11 protein-coding genes are annotated in these 16,866 nt (G+C 58.8%); 5 read left to right on the top strand and 6 right to left on the bottom strand.

What is annotated here, in order from left to right:
• Window positions 1-64: 64 nt before the first annotated feature.
• The 5 genes from EY643_RS14815 to EY643_RS14795 form a co-directional block, all read right to left on the bottom strand.
• Window positions 65-2,314: an OmcA/MtrC family decaheme c-type cytochrome gene (locus EY643_RS14815; RefSeq protein ID WP_170287411.1), complete on the bottom strand. Its 2,250-nt coding sequence runs from the start codon at window positions 2,312-2,314 to the stop codon at window positions 65-67.
• Window positions 2,315-2,333: 19 nt separating this feature from the next.
• On the bottom strand, window positions 2,334-4,595 hold the full coding sequence (locus tag EY643_RS14810; RefSeq protein ID WP_153239956.1) for an MtrB/PioB family decaheme-associated outer membrane protein: 2,262 nt from the start codon (window positions 4,593-4,595) through the stop codon (window positions 2,334-2,336).
• Window positions 4,592-5,470 (bottom strand): DmsE family decaheme c-type cytochrome, encoded by an 879-nt coding sequence (locus EY643_RS14805; RefSeq protein ID WP_170287410.1) that lies wholly within the window; start codon window positions 5,468-5,470, stop codon window positions 4,592-4,594. The genes EY643_RS14810 and EY643_RS14805 overlap by 4 nt, the downstream gene beginning before the upstream one ends.
• 135 nt (window positions 5,471-5,605) lie before the next feature.
• The gene (locus EY643_RS14800) at window positions 5,606-6,367 is read right to left on the bottom strand and encodes a cytochrome c3 family protein (protein WP_153239954.1); all 762 of its coding nucleotides are present in this window, start codon (window positions 6,365-6,367) and stop codon (window positions 5,606-5,608) included.
• Window positions 6,364-7,464: a prenyltransferase gene (locus EY643_RS14795; RefSeq protein WP_240732725.1), complete on the bottom strand. Its 1,101-nt coding sequence runs from the start codon at window positions 7,462-7,464 to the stop codon at window positions 6,364-6,366. Before EY643_RS14795 ends, EY643_RS14800 begins: the two co-directional genes overlap by 4 nt.
• A gap of 84 nt (window positions 7,465-7,548) precedes the next feature.
• On the opposite strand from EY643_RS14795, the gene EY643_RS14790 reads away from it, so the two are divergent.
• From EY643_RS14790 to EY643_RS14775, 4 genes are all read left to right on the top strand, one after another.
• On the top strand, window positions 7,549-8,106 hold the full coding sequence (locus tag EY643_RS14790) for a cytochrome c3 family protein (RefSeq protein ID WP_170287408.1): 558 nt from the start codon (window positions 7,549-7,551) through the stop codon (window positions 8,104-8,106).
• On the top strand, window positions 8,103-9,440 hold the full coding sequence (locus EY643_RS14785) for a multiheme c-type cytochrome (protein ID WP_153239952.1): 1,338 nt from the start codon (window positions 8,103-8,105) through the stop codon (window positions 9,438-9,440). Before EY643_RS14790 ends, EY643_RS14785 begins: the two co-directional genes overlap by 4 nt.
• Before the next feature lie 263 nt (window positions 9,441-9,703).
• Window positions 9,704-11,098: an ABC1 kinase family protein gene (locus EY643_RS14780; protein ID WP_240732724.1), complete on the top strand. Its 1,395-nt coding sequence runs from the start codon at window positions 9,704-9,706 to the stop codon at window positions 11,096-11,098.
• 1 nt (window position 11,099) lies between these two features.
• A complete protein-coding gene (locus EY643_RS14775) occupies window positions 11,100-12,425 on the top strand; it encodes an ABC1 kinase family protein (protein ID WP_240732723.1) in 1,326 nt (441 codons plus the stop codon).
• 2 nt (window positions 12,426-12,427) lie between these two features.
• On the opposite strand, the gene EY643_RS14770 is transcribed toward EY643_RS14775, so the two are convergent.
• Window positions 12,428-13,849, bottom strand: coding sequence for a WS/DGAT/MGAT family O-acyltransferase (locus EY643_RS14770; RefSeq protein WP_153239951.1), 1,422 nt, complete (start codon window positions 13,847-13,849; stop codon window positions 12,428-12,430).
• A 276-nt stretch (window positions 13,850-14,125) separates the two neighbouring features.
• Between EY643_RS14770 and EY643_RS14765 the strand changes: the two genes are divergently transcribed.
• Window positions 14,126-16,846, top strand: coding sequence for a TonB-dependent receptor (locus tag EY643_RS14765; RefSeq protein ID WP_153239950.1), 2,721 nt, complete (start codon window positions 14,126-14,128; stop codon window positions 16,844-16,846).
• Window positions 16,847-16,866 lie beyond the last annotated feature (20 nt).

Below are 16,866 nucleotides of genomic sequence, written 5' to 3'. Positions count from 1 at the left end.
GTTTTTTTGAAAAGAAAAGGGGCCTAGTCGCGGCCCCTGGTCAGTCACTGCCTGTGAGTGCGGCTCAGTGCGGGTTATGCACGTCGGACACGGCCGCAGTAGCGCCTTCTTTGTGACACACGGAGCACTCCTCTACCACTTCACCGGCATCGAGCGCGGCCTGGGTAGTGGCGAAGTTACCGCCATTGGACGTCATATGAGACTGCGCAACGGCGTCATCGTGACAGCTTGAACACACCGCAGAGGCCGGGCTCACCACGGTGTCGTCGGTTGGATCGGCCCGATTCTCGCCGGTGTCGATGCTGGTGCCCAGCACACCGTCTGCCAGCGGCAGGGTGAAGCCGCCGTCGACGTGACAGCTGGTGCAATTGGACAGATCGCCCGGGTAGTGCACGTGCTCTTCGTCGTAGCGGTGAGTGCTGAAGCCGCGGAAGCCGACGATTTCCAGGGCGTTCTCACGCATGGAAGGGGCGTGGATACCGTGCACCATGGTTTTGAAGTCGATGGATTCCTCATCCTTGCCGTCGGTGGGAGGATCCATAGCCACTTCACGTACGCGTGCATCGGTATTGCGCGGGTTGTGACAGGTGACACAGGTGCCGATGTCGTCGGTGCGATTGCCGCCGTGCAGCACCAGGGAACTGTGACAGGCGTTGCACTGTTCTATCGTCACCGAGGTGCGACGATCTACCGCTGCGCCGTCAGCTTCATTGATGGAGAACGCCATGGAAACATTGGTCACAGGGATACTTTCCGTTTCGCCGTCTCCGTCGACATCCATGTCGGGATGACCTTCGACGGTGGCCGCGCCACTGCCACTGGCAGCAATGCCCGGAGCCTCGCTGCCGTCGGGAATAGCGGTGGGCGAGGTGACGGTGAAGCTGCCATCGCCGTTGGCGCTGGCGTTATCTGGAATACCCACTGATACGGTGCTGGCATTGTCGCCACCCGCGCCAGTATTGGTGTAATCCCTGGTATCCCAGCCGAGTGTGACACGCATTCCTGCCATGACCGGGTCACTGAGCAGGTCGTAGTCTTCACCCGTCTCGGGGTTGCTGATCCTGACATTTACCGCGGGGAACTCACCCGGCATGGTGTTGCTTACGCCCTCGATTTTCGAGGCGAACATCTGGCCGGCTTCGGTGACCAGATTGACATGGCTCTGGGCGATGCTGCCCGCGGCGCCGCCGCTGGAGTGGCAGCTGGCGCAGTTTTCGTCGCCGTTGGCTTCCATATGGCCGGTGGCGTTCTCGTGGCAGCTGCCACAGGCGGCGGTAGAACCGTATTCAGACCAGTTGTCACCCTGTGCGGTCAGCACGAGGTCATCGCGGCCCTCACCTGTGATGGGGCCCGCGTGGCAATTAACGCAGTTGCGAATGTCCTGCGGATAGCCCAGCTCGGAGTAGTCATGCGGGCTGTTGCGGAAACCGTAAATCACGTACTGGCCCCCTTCCTGCACGCTGGGGAGGTTCTTGCCCATGTGGATCTTGTGAATCATCACCTTCATGTCCACGGTGTTGGTGCTGTCCGGATCAGTTGAGCCTGCGTTATGGCAGGTCACGCAGTACTGTATTTCGCGGCGATTACCGCCGTGGATCCCCAGTGGGTCGTGGCAGTTATTACAGTTAGCGGTAGCGGCGATATCCATGGTGAAGATCGCACTGGTCGCGCCGTTAGCCGGTACCCAGTCGTAGAAGGGGTTGGCGGTGGTGTTGGGGTTGCCATCGAACTGCATTGCAACCCGGTGCGTGAGATTCGCGTCGTAGGAAAGATCCAGGCCCTCGGTTTCTGCCTGTGCCAGCACGTCTGCAGGAATGTCTGTCAGGCTCTGGTCGAAGGTGTACTGGTAGGTGCCGTCCTGGTTGTTGACGAAGTTCTCGCCGCGTTCGTACGTCGCCTGCAGTCTCGGCTCAGTGCCGGTGCCAACCTCGGGTGAAGCTACTACATTGACATAGGATTGCCAGGTGCCGGTCAGATTGCCCAGCGGGCTCACCTGAAGTTTGGAAATCACGAACCGCAGATTGTCGATCTCGAGGTCGACGATGGCGGTGCCGGAGCCGTTGGTAAGCTGGAATTCAACGATTGCACGGTTCTCACCATCAAGGGTTATCGAGGTGATGGTGGCCAGCAGTTCTTCCGCTTCTACGTAGGGAGCAGGTGTGGGGTCCGGTACGACCGGTGGCGGTACAACGATACTGCCGCCGCCATCGCCCGGCTCGACGCCCTCCGCGCGATCACCGCCGCCACCGCCGCCGCAGGCCACTAACAGCCCGATGGACGCAGCTGTAAGCCAGTTCCTTGTTGTCCTTAGCATGGTTCCCGTCTCCCTGGTGTTACTGCCAGCGGTAAAGCGCTGACACACCCACGTAGTGAATATCTTCGTCGGGGTTATATGCCCCGAAAGTAAGTACATTATCGATGCTATCTAGCGCCACACCTTCGAGCGCCCAGTCATTGGACTCGTAGTTGTAGTACTGGTATTGCAGCTTGAACGACAGATCCTTGCGCATATGCCAGGTGCCGCTCGCGTTCAGGTGATGGAGGGTCGTCTCCACCGTGGGCAGATCCTCGGGGTTGAGGTCCGCTGCGCCGTAGGTCTTGAAGGTCTGGTCACCCTCGGTGTCCACGTAGCTGTAGTCCGCTTCGATTTTGAGGTCGTCTGCCACCATCCACTGAATATTGGCGCCAACTGTGATGGCGTCGTTGCCCGCATCCAGCTGCCAGTCGCGATCGGGGTCGCTGGCCTGGGGCAGAGGCTGGTAAATTTCAAAAGCATTCTTCTCGGCGCCGCCACGGAATGCGCGGCCCATCTGCTCTGTCTCGTAGCGGTCGAAGCCGCCATAGAGTGTGGCGGTCACATCCTTGACTGCCGTGTAGCTAGCGCTGAGATGGTAGCGTTCCCAGGCGGCGTCACGCAGGCCCAGATAGCTCTTGTCGTAGTCGTCCGCCTGCAACAGCATGTTGAAATTGAGGAGCCAGTTGTCGGTCGGCAGCCAGCTCAGATCCAGTTTGCCGTGGGTGCGCTCACGGTTCGACAGGTGGTACTGACTGAGCTCGGGATGATTGATATAGCGCTGGCTGTCAGGCGTGGCGTTGATGAGTTCCACATCCAGCAGGGCGTAGTAGCGCTGATCCCAGTTGTAAGTGTCTGCAGCCCGGTTAGCGTAGCCAAATTCCAGTCGCGCAGTCAGCCCGTCCAGCGGCTGTGCCCGCAAGCCGAGCACGACGCGATCTTCTTCTGTTTCTTCCACCGCCGCATTCTCGCGCTCTTCCTTTTCGTACTCATATTCAAAGGTGAAGCGGGTGCGCTTGGGCAAACGCCAGGTGGTCTCCAGGCCGATAATCTGCGATTGATAATGGTGTGACGTGTTGTACACCGTCAGTTCATCGCGCGGTTGTGACAGGCCGTCGCCCCGAATATAGGTATAGCCATCGCGCGGGTTATCGTAGTCGCGCTCGCGGCCTTTATAGAACAGCTCTACGTCCAGTTTGTTGATCGGCCGCAGCCACAGCTTGGCATTCAGGGTGCCGGTCTGCGCTTCACCATCGAAAGACTCACGGGGCAGGGGGGTTGTGACCACTGCATTGGGATTCACGCTGTAGGCAAGGTAGTCGTTGTCTTGCGATGCTACCGCGTAGCTGCCGTCGAACTGCAGGCGAGCTGTCGGGGTAATGATGTACTGGCCAGTGATACGCCCCTGCAACTGGTCGTTGTCTGGCGCGAGGCTCATGCCACCCATGGAGTCCGGGGTGCGGGAGCGATAGGGATTTTCCCAGATGAGAATGTCGTCCTGATTGTTGAAATCAGAATAGTCCAGGCGTGCTTCAAGATTGAGCCCGGTGGCTGCATAACTCAGGCCGATATCGAACTCCGTTGTTTCGTAGTCGATGTCCATGGGCAGGTAGGCGGCATCGCCGGAAGCTGCGTCCGTGTACATGGCACCGCTGATATCGCCGGTGCCTTCTTTTTGTTCGTAACTGAGGCCACCGCTCAGGTGCCAGCGGTCGCCCAGCCGGGTGGAGAGATTGGCGAACAGTTTGTCGCGGGTAATTTCCTGATCGAAGTAATTCAGTGATGCCTGTAGTTCGCTGAAGTCGCCCGTGGTGGAGCCGTATACCCATTCGTCTGGCAGGGTGAGGGTGCCGCTGCCGCGGAAGGGCGTTGCGCCACTGTTATTGTTGACCTGCTGTTGTGAGTCGAAGCCCAGGCTCAGTTTGAAAGCATTCTTGTTCTGCCATGTCACTTCGCCCTCTCGGGTGTCCAGACCCAGATCAGACAACGTTACGCGCCAGTTGCTGTCACCACTGAAATCCTGCCAGTTCAGGTTGCCGATCAGTGTGGCGCCATCTTCCTGCAGCCCGTTGTAGCGGCCGAACATAAAGTTGTCGTCTGAGGTGTAACCCAGCCCAAGCTCAACCGTGCCTCGATACTCGCTCAGCAGTACGTCGGGAGACGCCAGCGCGGTCACTTGCAGTGGGCGGTAAATGGCTTCTTCTTCCGGTTCAGCTTTGTCCTGCGCCAGGGCAGTGCTTGCCGCCAACACCAACGCGGCGATAGCGCTGAGGCGAAAGGGTATCTGCGAGCGTTGGGTCATCGTGTCAGCCTCGCTCCGGATGGGTGGTTGGAGCCGTGAACCTGGCTGTGGCAATTCATGCAGTTTTTGCCGGCAACGTTGGCATTCATGCTGCCGCTGAGGCCTTCACCGCCATAGGGCACGCTGGGGTGGAAGGCGGCAGAGTGGCACTGCTGGCACTGGGCCGGGCCTCGCGCGGTGAGCAGGTTGTCGTGTACTGAGCCGTGAGGGGTGTGGCAATTGGCGCAGTCTTCAGTGACCGGTTCGTGCTCCCACAGCATTGGGCCGCGCTTTTCCTCGTGGCAGCTGTAGCAGTTTTCATTCAGGGTGACCTGATGCAGCGCGGCGTGGGTGGTGCTGCCGTGGGGGTTGTGGCAATCGGTGCAGGCGGTCTTGCCCTCAGCAATCGGGTGGCGCGACGGCATGTTCAACTCCGCGCGTTGGCGGCTGTGGCAGGTGAGGCACTGAGTCTGTGCGGTCTCCACCTCCATCACTGGGTCACGGGTCGTGTGTGAGTCGTGGCAGTCGGCACACACCATGTTTTCCTGCTCGTGCTCGCTGCCGAGCCAGGCGAGTTTGCCACCGGTGCTCTCGTGGCAAGCGAGGCAGCTATCGTTCTGTGCTGCGGGTTCGGACCCCCACTTGGGGCCAAAGCTGATATCGGGGGAGACGCGGCGGCCACGGCGATCATGGGCCTCGCTTGGACCGTGGCATGCGGTGCAGGCCGCTGCGCCACCGCCATTCACGTCGCCGTGAGCACTGTTAAACACCTGATGCAGCTCCGGAGAGTCTTCCTGCGCGTGGCAGTCCAGGCAGCCGGGCTCATCTTGCGCTAGCGCCGGCAGGGCGAGGCTACATAGTGCGATTATGGCGAACTGTAACTGCTTTCTTATCATGGCTGCGCTTCCGTGAGCAGGCGAAACGAACAACAACCCTATTGCATTATTGATGAAGCGAGCTGAGGGTACCATCCGCAAACTTCGAAACTATGGGCTTTCTTGACTTGAGTCAACAAAGCCCGGGGAACTTATTTACTCGTCGGGGTCGGCCGGAAGCGGAGCATGGGGAATGCTCTGGTGGCAGTCGATACAGCTGCGTTCGCTGCGTCCCAGCACGCCGTGGTATTTCGCCGCTTTGCTGTTGAAAGCGCCGATGGCTTCCATCTCTTCACCGTTGTGGCAGAACACGCACCCGGCACTCTGGTTAGCTCGCATGCGCGGCTCTGCTTGCTCGTGATCGTGGGGGTTGTGACATGCGCTACAGGGCGGATCGGTGTCGCCCATGCCGCCAAGCTCGTGAATGCCCTCTTTCAGGCTCTCGTGGCAATCTGTGCAGACCTTTTGTTGATCCTGGTGGGATAGTACCGGGTCAACCTCGGCGTGAATGTCGTGGCAGGTAACGCAAGTGAGGCCATTCACCATATGCAATGCATTGCGCCAGTTCTCGGCGGTATTGTCCTCGTGGCAGTCGAGGCAGGGGCGATCCTGTTCACCTGCTTCGCTGGGCCAGCGGGGGCCGAAGCTGCGGTCCGGTGCCATTTTCTTTGGCGCTGCAATATGGGCCTCGCTTTCGCCATGGCAATCGAGGCAGGCGCGACGCCCGGCGATATCCTCCGGGTCACCTTCAATACCGTGGGAGCCCTGTAATACCTGGTGCACTGGTGCGTCGTCGCCGTAGTCGTGACAGTCCAGGCACACCTGGATGGCAGAAGCCGTCGCCGGATCGACGTTGTCGGTCGCGGCCATTGCGAGAGCTGGAAGTAGCAGCAGGCAAATCGTTACAAATATTTTCACGCGATCAAGGTATCCAGAATAACCCCAACCAGGAACAGCGAGGTAAAGCGCCGGGTATGGCGGAACGCCTGGGCTGAAAACCACAGGGGCCAGATGCCCTCGGGGTAGTTCTGAGGGGGTTCTTCAGGCTTGGGTTCAGAGTACAGACTGAACAGGCGGGGCATGCTGTTGAGGCTGGCCAATACCAGCAGCAAAGGCCACGCGAAGCTGCCTGTGACCACCAGACCGATGCACAGCAGATATTGCGCCACCATCATCGCCAGTACCGCGTAGCGGGAAATCTTCTCGCCCAGAATCACTGGCAGGGTATTCACACCCTTGGCCTTATCGGCGTCCAGCTTATCGGTGTGTTTACCGAACAGTACCGTGGTGGGTCCCAGGGCGAACACGAGGCTGAGCCAGGTGACATCCCAGCTCCAGAAACCGGCGAGCACATAGAAACTTCCGCCAACCATCAGCGGGCCCCAAACCAGCAAGACTGCGGGCTCGCCCAGGCCGTAGTATTTAAGCGGCCAAGTGTAAAAGAGCACAAAAAAGGCGCCCGCCAGCATCAGGTCAAAAGTGAGACCACTGCGCTGGTAAACCAACCAGCCACCGAGAGCCAGGGCGATACCGGCAGTGACCCCGACATAGCGCCAGAACTGGGGCTCGTCCATCAAGCCGTCTTCGAGCACATGCACGCCGTATTGATTGCGGTAGTAGTTTTCCTTGTCGATGCCGCGACGAGAATCGGTGTAGTCGTTGAGCAGGTTGTTCGTGGCATGAGCGAACATCAAACCGAACACGGTGGCGAGCCACAGGTCCCATTGAAAGACGCCGGCGCGCCAGGCCATCAGGCCTCCGAGGGCGGCGGCGGTGAATGTCATGAACAGAACGGAAGCGCGGGAGGCTATGAGCCACTTGGCCACCGGGTCCAGCGCCTGCCATTCACTCTGGGAGAGCTTGGGCATGCGGTTGAGGGCGTGGCCCCACATTTTTACATCGATCATCTGTGCCTGTTCACATCCGCTGCTTTGATTGTGAGAGTAACCTATTTCTTCTCGCCTGCGAATTTTCGTTACTATTTCGGTGTTTGCCGGGCCTTGATCGAATTGCACAGTCGCAATCCTTTGCTAATATCATAGTCATACAAAATGTACTGGTATTGAGAGCAATTCTCAGTCGTAGGGGAAGATTGAATCGTGAAATTTCTTAAGATCGCGCTAGTGCTCGCAGGTCTCGGCCTGGGCGTAGCCGCCAGTTGGGCGGTGATGGACACCATGATTCATGCCACCGGCGATGACGCTTTTTGTGGCTCCTGCCACTCTCTTGAGCCAATGAGCGCCGCTTACCGCGAAGATCTGCACGGTGGCAATAACGAAGCCGGCTGGCGCGCTACCTGTTCCCAGTGCCATATCCCTCAGGGCAATGCCCTCAAGTATCTGTGGGTAAAAGGCATGCATGGGATAGTTGATCCCACCATGGAGCTCCTCAAGGATCCTTACGATATTGACTGGCATGGCAATCGCGAACGACGGACAGAGTTTGTTTACGATTCAGGGTGCCTGAGCTGCCATCTTTATTTACAAGAGGCTACAGAAGGCAACCGCCGGGCTTTCCGTTCGCACCGCCGGTACTTCAATGATCCAGACGACTACAGCTGTGTCGAGTGTCACGAGAATGTGGGCCACAATCGTCTGGGTTATCACCTCGAAGAAATGGGCTGGCCGAAGCCTGAAGCCGAAGGAGAAGCAGAATGAAGCGTGTTATCAAGCTAGGGCTTGTATTGGCCGCAATGGGTTTTGCATCTTTGGTAGCTGCTGACACTTCGATCAGTATCGCGCCGGTGAAAACACTAAAGATCAATCGCGACCTGAGTACGGAAGGTAAAGCCTGTATTACCTGTCACCAACAGATAACACCCGGCCAGGTAGCTGACTGGCGCGAGAGCCGCCACGCGCATGCAGGTGTGTCATGCATCGATTGCCACGCGGTGCCCGAGGATGCACCCCACGCTGCCCGCCACGCCAATGTGGAAGATACCCCGGTGTTCGTATCGCCGCTGGTATCGCCCAAGGTGTGTGGGCGCTGTCACGTTGCCGCCAAGGAACAGTTCGAGCAGTCCGGTCACTTCCGCGCCTATCGCCAGATTATTCCCAAAGACAGCCTGCACGCCCTGACAATGGTGCATGAGGGGCGTAGCCACGAGGAGTATGGCGACGCGCCGAATGAAACCGGCTGTATGCAGTGCCATGGCACCGAAATCAAACTGGACGAGAGCAACCGCCCCACGCCTGAGACCTGGCCCAACAACGGTATGGGCAATGTGTACCCGGATGGCTCAACCGGCAGCTGTACCGCGTGCCACAGCCGTCACAAGTTTTCTATCGCTGAGGCTCGCAACCCCAACGCCTGCGCCTCCTGTCACCTTGGCCCGGACCATCCGAATATCGAGATATTCAACAATTCCAAGCACGGCCACGTGTTCAATACCGAGGGCCACACCTACAAGATGGACACAGCCCCGGATGCCTGGGAGCCCGGTGATTACCGCGCGCCGACCTGTGCCACTTGCCATATGAGCGGCATCGGCGACCTCTCCGTGACGCACAACGTCACCGAGCGCCTGTACTGGAACCTTTGGGCCAAGTACTCCCCGGTGCGCGGCTCTGACGATATGTATGACATCAGGCACGGCGACGGCCCTGCCGGGCGCGAAAAAATGAAGCAGGTCTGTAACAACTGCCACAGCACTACCCACACCAATGGCTTCTTCGCCCAGGGTGACAAGGCGGTGATGCTGTACAACGAGGCCTATTACAAGCCAGCGACCGCCATGTTGGATGAGCTCAAGGAGAAGGGCCTGCTCAAGGAAAACCCCTGGGCAGATGAGTTCCAGATCACCTACTACTACCTCTGGCACCACGAGGGCCGCCGTGCGCGTCAGGGCGCCATGATGGGTGCTGCGGATTACGCGCACTGGCATGGGTTCTTCGAGTTGCAGCAGGATCTGTACAAGCTGGAGTTGATACATGCGAAGCGCTTGGCGTCTGGCGAGATCGAGGCAGATGCCCCTTCGGCCAAGAAGCACTGATCTTCGAGTTGCTCTGAATACCTGGGCGCCGCTTTAGCGGCGCTTTTTTTTGCTGGCCGATCTGCGCCTGGACTAGGGGCCCCAGGCCGACCTCAGGCACAGCCCCGATCGCTGCGGGCAGCGCAACGATGGGCCCACCCCCTTACCACGATTTACTTGACCTGTCGCACTTCTCAAGCAGTGAAACTCTCCGGTAGTATCCGCGGTCGATAATAATTACTAATGTTGTAACCGGTGATCCCGGTGTTAGAGAAGAGGTAGTCGTGGCGAAAAAGAAGCCCACGTTTTCCACCGGCGCCCTGCGCCGTAGTTTGAGTGTTTCCATGGCCGGCGTGCGCGCTGGCAGTGCCCTTGCCGTCGACGGTGCCGTATCCCGCTTGATGGGCAAGAGTGAGGACGATCCCCAATCCGAATTTGCCCGCCGAGAGGCACAGCGCTTTGCGGCCGAACTCGGCCGGCTCAAGGGCACCTATGTAAAAATCGGCCAGATGCTCGCCTTGTTTGGCGAGCACTTTCTGCCGCCAGTGCTGGTTGATGCGCTACGCGATCTGTCTGATCAGACTGAGCCCCTGCACTGGGACGCGCTGGAGTCGTTTGTGCGCGGTTCTCTCGGTGAACGTTTCGACGAGCTGGATATCGACCCCGAGGCAATTGCCGCGGCTTCGCTCGCTCAGGTGCATCTTGCCCAGGTGCGCGCTACCGGAGAATGGATCTGCATCAAGGTGCAGTACCCGGGGCTGGCTGAGATGATCGACAGCGACTTTGATGCCGTCATCAAGATGTTGGTTCTGGCGCGCTGGGTGAAGTCCGGCCGCGACCTCGATCACTGGATGCAGTCGCTGCGCTCTCATCTGCACAATGAAATTGACTATCACCGAGAGGCGTCCCTGACAGAGGAGATGGGCAGGCTCGTTGCAGGTGTCAGGACTGAAGGAGTGAGCTATAAAGTACCTGAGCTGTATCGCGACTACTGTACCCACGATGTGCTGGCGATGGAGTTTATCGAGGGGTCGTCAGTCATTGACGACGAGGTTGCTGGCCTGTCGCAGCAGCGTCGCAATGCACTTGGCAAGGCAATGCTGGAACTGTTTTTCTATGAACTGTACGACTGGGGCATGCTGCAGACCGACCCGAATTTCGGCAACTATCTGCTAAGGCTGGATGATCGGCGCAAGCGCGAAGCGGCAGACGAGCTTGCCTTGCTGGACTTCGGCTCCGTGCTCGATTGCTCCGATGAATTCCTGTTTCACCTGAGGCACACCATTGCCGCGAGCCAGCGCCAGGACGTGCCGGCGATAGTGGAGGGGCTGATTGGCCTGGGCTGCCTGACCCCGGATGCCAGTGAAGAGGGCCGACAGATGTTTGCTGATTTCTGTCTCAATCTGCTGGAACCGTTGCGTCCGGCGCATGCCTTGCCGCCTGAGCACCTCAATGAGGCGGGCGAATACTGCTGGGGTACGTCCCGGCTGATGCGGCGGGCGGGCAAGCAGGCCGCGGCATCCACGACAAGCCGGCACTTTACTGCGCCCTCGCGTGATTTTGCACTGATCGCCCGCAAGCTTACCGGCGTATTTAACTTTATCTCCGTACTGGATGCCCAGTTCAATGCCTGTGACATGATCGAAGCACATATCGCCGCCTGGCAGGAGCGCGAATAGCGTGGCCGGCCGCAAACCATCAGATGACGACCACAAAGCCATACCTACCAGCCGTGTAGGGCGGTTTGCGCGCGTGGCAAAAATGGCCGGGGGGGTGGCCGGTGGGATGATCGCCGAGGGCACCCGCCAGCTGAAGGCCGGCAAACGGCCCAAGGCTCGCGACATGCTGCTCACGCCGGGGAATGCCCGCCGGGTTGCCGATCAGTTGGCCACCATGCGCGGCGCGGCGATGAAAGTTGGGCAAATTCTGTCCATGGATACGGGCGATTTCCTGCCGCGTGAACTCGCCGACATTCTGGCTCGCCTGCGCTCAGACGCGCGCTACATGCCTCCGGGCCAGCTTGATCAGGTCATGAGTGACGCCTATGGCGAGGACTGGGAGGCGCTGTTTTATGGCTTCGAGCACAGGCCGCTGGCGGCGGCCTCCATCGGTCAGGTACACAAAACGATGTCGCCGGACGGGCGCGAGATTGTCCTCAAGGTGCAGTATCCGGGGGTGGCGACCAGTATCAATTCCGATGTGGACAATATCGCATCGTTGCTGAAACTTTCAGGCTTGCTGCCAGCGGAATTGGAAATCCAGCCGCTGTTGGAAGATGCCAAAGCGCAGCTTCACGACGAGGCAGACTACAACAAGGAGGCCGAGTTCCTCGCGGCCTTCGGCGACCTGCTGGCGGATGACGACCGTTTCGTGGTGCCCGAGCTTCTTCCCGACCTGACCCGCAAAACCGTGCTGGCCATGACCTATGTGGAGGGCGCGGACATAGAGTCAATTGCCACTTTGCCGCAGGCGGAGCGGGACGCGGTGATGACGGCGTTGGTAGAGCTGATGTTCCGGGAGTTATTCGAACTGCGCATGGTGCAGACCGACCCCAACTTCGCCAATTATCAGTACAACCGATCCAGCGGCAAGATCGTGCTGCTGGATTTTGGTGCTACCCGCCGCTTTAAGGCAGGGTTCGTCAATAATTATCGCAGCCTGGCAAAAGCGGCAATTGCCGGGAACGAGAAACGCTTGCTGGCGGCGGCAGAAAAAATTGGCTACGCCGTTGGTGATGAAGACAGTGAATACCGCGCGATGATTCTCGATCTGTTTTTCGTGGCACTGGAACCGCTGCAGCACGATGGCCCTTACGATTTCGCCCGCTCCGATATGGCGGCGAGAATGTCAGAGATGGCGGAAGAGATCACCAATTATAAGGATTTCTGGAGAACGCCCCCCACCGATGCGGTGTATTTTCACCGCAAACTGGGAGGGATGTTCATGCTCGCGAGCAGGCTCAAGGCGCGAGTCGACGTACAGCAGCTTTTACAGCAGTTCCTGTAGCGCTATTTGCCCACCGTTTCCGCGTACAACTCATCGAACGCTGCCTGCAGACACTCCGCGTAAAACGCGGGGTCGGGCAGCATGTCGCGGCACGCCGTGAACGACAGGGTGATTGAGCCCTTCTTGTTCTGGACTGAGCTGTACACAATGTGGAACAGGCCGACATTGGGCAGGCAGGGCCCCAGGCTGATCGAGTCGATGAGTTCGGCGCCACACATATACAGCTGAAATGGGGCTCCGGGCACGTTGGTCACGATCGTATTAAACATCGTGCTCGCCTCAGAGAGACCGGTCGCAGCAGCTGTGCGAATCGCCAGCGACAGCACATTTCCCGGGAGTACGTCGGTCAGGTCTACCGCGAAGCGCGGCCCGAGTGCCTCGGCGTAAGATTTGGCCGCTTGGGTGGCATTGTGAATGGCGCCCAGACGTTCACCGGGTTGCTCGATGTCAGTGTGCATACTCACGTTCATGAAGCCCACCATATTCCCGCCGGCGGCGCGCTCCTCGGGTGTCCGAACGTCGATGGGGCAGCCTGTGATCAGGCTCTCATCGGGCGACTCGCCCTTGGCGTCGAGATACTTGCGCATGCCTCCGCCCACGATCGCCAGCATCGCATCGTTAATAGTGGCGCCGGGGCTGGCATTCTTGATCGCTCGCACGTCTTCAAAATCGAACCTGCATGCGTCGATAACTCTGTGTCGGGATATCTTGCCCTGGAAACGCGTGGTCTGGCGCTCGTTCATCTCCTCGAAGTTGCCCGCCTTGCGCCCAGCGCGAATGCGGCCGACAGCCGGGAGACTGTCGCGGAAAAACTTTATGGCGCGCCCAGGCTTCTTCCAGGCATCAATGTAGGCCTTGCCGAGCATGCGGGCCTTCGATGGGCGTTCGACTATCCACGGGGGTGCCTCGCCCGGATCGCTTATTTCAGGCGTGAGGTCGTGGACGATATTCATGAATTGGGTGCCAGTGGCGCCGTCCATTGCACAATGGTGCACTTTCAGCAGCAGGGCAAAACAGCCAGGGGGGTAACCCTCGACATTGTTCAGCCCCTCGATCACGTAGATTTCCCACATAGGCTTGTCGCGTCGCAGCGGCACAGAGTGAATGCGCGATGCGAGAATGCACAGCTGGCGCCAGTCGCCGGGCTTGGGCAGGGCGATGTGGCGTACGTGGTACTCCATGTCGAAATCCGGATCCTCCACCCAGTAGGGCCGGCCTACACCGCCTGGCACGAACTGCAGCTTGCGGCGGAAGATGGGAGAGAGGTGTTTGCGCCGCTCCAGCATCTCCAGGATTTGCTTGAATCGGACTTTGCCGCCCGGGGCAGTGGACTGATCGTAAATGCTGACCCCACCAATGTGTTGGGGCAAACCGTCGATTTCTGCGTGCAGGAACATGGCGTCCTGGCCGGAGAGTTGTTGCATAGGTCGTTCCTGACTCTTGTTATAGGGCCAATCAGCATTGCGTTTTTTGCCTGCCGCGTCAAACCGCTTTTCCAGTGAACTCAGGGGCTTAGGGCTAATCGCCTGGTACTGGCAGTGCCCCCGGGTTGGTGTTGTTGAAAAAAATCGTTGACAACGTTGTCCTGCGAACATAGTGTTATCTGCGACAACGTTGTCCCGATCGTGTGAGCAAATGTAATCGGAGATAGCGAAATGCGCGAAAAAGCGCCACGATAACAACGCCAAAGAGGGATAACCGTGAATAGCATCACTTCCAGTATTCGTAAGTTCAGCAGCAACCAGCGTACGTTCCTGCACAGCTCTGTGGGCGTGCTCGCTCTCAGCGGTGCATTGGGTTCAGTGCAGGCCGTTGCCCAGGGAGAGCAGGCACTTGAAGAGGTTGTCGTGACCGGCATCCGCAGCAGCCTGATGGAGTCTCTGGATACCAAGCGTTACGCCGACTCGGTGGTAGACGCGATCACCGCTGAAGATCTGGGTAAGTTCCCCGACAAGAACGTGGCAGATTCTCTGGCGCGCATTACCGGTGTCTCTGTGACTCGCGGTTTCGGCGAAGGCGAGAAGATCGCTGTACGCGGCACCTCTCCTGACCAGAACCGCACCTTGCTCAACGGCGCAGCCGTGGGCTCTGCTGACTGGTTTGTACTGGACAACCCGTCTCGCGCATTCAACTACACATTGTTGCCTTCCACGATTGTGTCCGCCCTTGAGGTCTACAAATCACCACAGGCTGACATTCAGGAAGGCTCCCTCGGTGGCACTGTAATGCTGCGCACCCGTCGTCCACTGGATATGGATGCGAACAGTGGTGTGATCCAGGTGCAGGGCATGTACTCTGAAACTTCCGAGGAGTGGGATCCGAATGTCTCCGCCCTGTACTCCTGGAAGAACGATGCCGAGACCCTGGGCTTCAATATCTCGCTGACCAAGCAGGATCGCACGATGCTGCGTGAAGGTCAGGAAGTACTGGGCTACCAGTTCCAGGATTTCGGTATGTCACCTCTGTGGACGCCCCGCGCCATTGGCGACGCCCACTTCCTGCAGGAGCGTGAGCGTGAAACTGCGCTCTTTACAGGCCAGTGGCGCCCCACCGATGCAGGCGAGCTGACCCTGACTTACCTGAACTCCGAACTCGAGGCCGACAACACCAACTACAACCGCTATGAGTGGTTCAACGGCCAGGCGGGTGGCGGCACGATCGACCCAACAACGGCTACTCGCGTTGGCAGCGGTGTTGTTGCCGGCAGCGTGGAAAACAACTATGCCGAGTACTACGTCATTGATCGTGTCTCCTACAGTGAGACCGAGTCGCTCGACCTGCAGTACAGCCACACCTTTGACAGCGTCACAATGGACCTGCGTGTCGGTCACACTGAAGCTGAGGGCGGCACCGAGCGTGACCGTCATTACGGTTTCGACCGTTTCCTGGACGGCTCAGATTTCAATGGCTTGAGCCACACCCCTTACTGGGAAGGTTCAGTTGAAGATGACGCGGCACTTGAGACTCGCGGCCTGGGCTGGATGATGGAAGGCTCGCGCATCATGCAAGACGAGGAAGACTACGCGTCTGCCGATTTCGAAATCCCCCTGGAGTGGGGTGTGGTCAACGCCATCAAGGTCGGTGCAATGTACCGTGACCACGACAAGAGCCAGGACCAGGACGGAACACGTTTCCACTTCCTGTCTGACGCCATGCATTCTGACGATGCCACCGAGTACAGCGGCGGTTCCGACACCTCCGGGTGGGATCGCTGGCTGTGGGGCAACCTGAACGCAGGCACCCTGGGTGACTACACCCGTGGCCGCGACGGTGCACCGTTCCCGTTGATGGATCTGGGTCGCGCTAATTCAGTGATTTACCCCACCGAAGCATACGAAAATGCCACTGTTTTCCAGTTCCTGCCAGACACCTGGGATGTGAACGAGGAAATCATGGCGGCCTATTTCAAGGCTGATTTCGAGGCGGACGCAATTCGCGGTAACTTCGGTGTCCGCGTGGTGCAAACCGACGTGGCCTCCACCGGTTACAACTGGGAAGGCGACTGGGTAGCTGCCAGCCTGGATATGGTTGGCGGTTACGACCTGCTGGTTGATCTCTTCGACCCACGCGACGATTTCAATGTGCGCCAGGAGACTGTGGATCACGACTACACGGAAGTCCTGCCCAACCTGAATCTGTCCATGGATATGAGCGAAGACAGCGTGCTGCGCTTCTCCGCCGCCAAGGTAATGGCGCGTCCTGACTACATCAAGATTGCGAACCAGGAAGGCTACAACATCGACACGGCCTCCGGCACCCGGGGCAACCCTGAGCTGGATCCAGAAACGGCCAATCAGTTTGATGTCGCCTACGAGTGGTACTTCGCGGATGCAGCGCTGCTGGCCGTGACCTACTTCAACAAGGACATCAGCGACAGCATTATCAACAGCACCTCGGTTGAGAAGCGCACCAACGACCGCACCGGTCAGCAGGTTGACGTACTGTTTGTGCAGCCTGAAAACGGCAAGGGCGCCGAAGTACAGGGCCTGGAATTCAGCTACCAGCAGAATTTCGGTAACTTTGGTGTGATCGCCAACTACACCTACACCGATGCTGACAGCAAGGACGATCGCGACGCCGTTAACAACCCGGGTTCGGGCCTGGTGGTGGGTGCTTCCGAGCACATGACCAACCTGACAGGCTTCTACGAAAACGATTGGCTGAGTGCTCGCCTGTCCTACAACTGGCGTTCCGAGTGGTACGACGGCCTGTCTGAGTTCGGTTCCGAAATGTATGTCGACGACTACGGCCAGCTGGACACCAGCGTGGTATTCGGTGTCGGTGAGAGCTGGGACATCGTACTCGAAGGCATCAACATTACCGGTGAAGAACAGGAGCAGTACCACATCGATGACGGCCGCCCCGCGCGCCTCTACGACAACGGTGCTCGCTACGTGATTGGCTTTAATTATCACTTCTGATTGTGTGTCGGGCGTTGCGG

Source organism: Halioglobus maricola, assembly GCF_009388985.1.
Classification (GTDB): Bacteria; Pseudomonadota; Gammaproteobacteria; order Pseudomonadales; family Halieaceae; genus Halioglobus; species Halioglobus maricola.
Note: the sequence above shows the minus strand (reverse complement) of the source record. Positions and strands in the feature narration are given on the sequence as shown.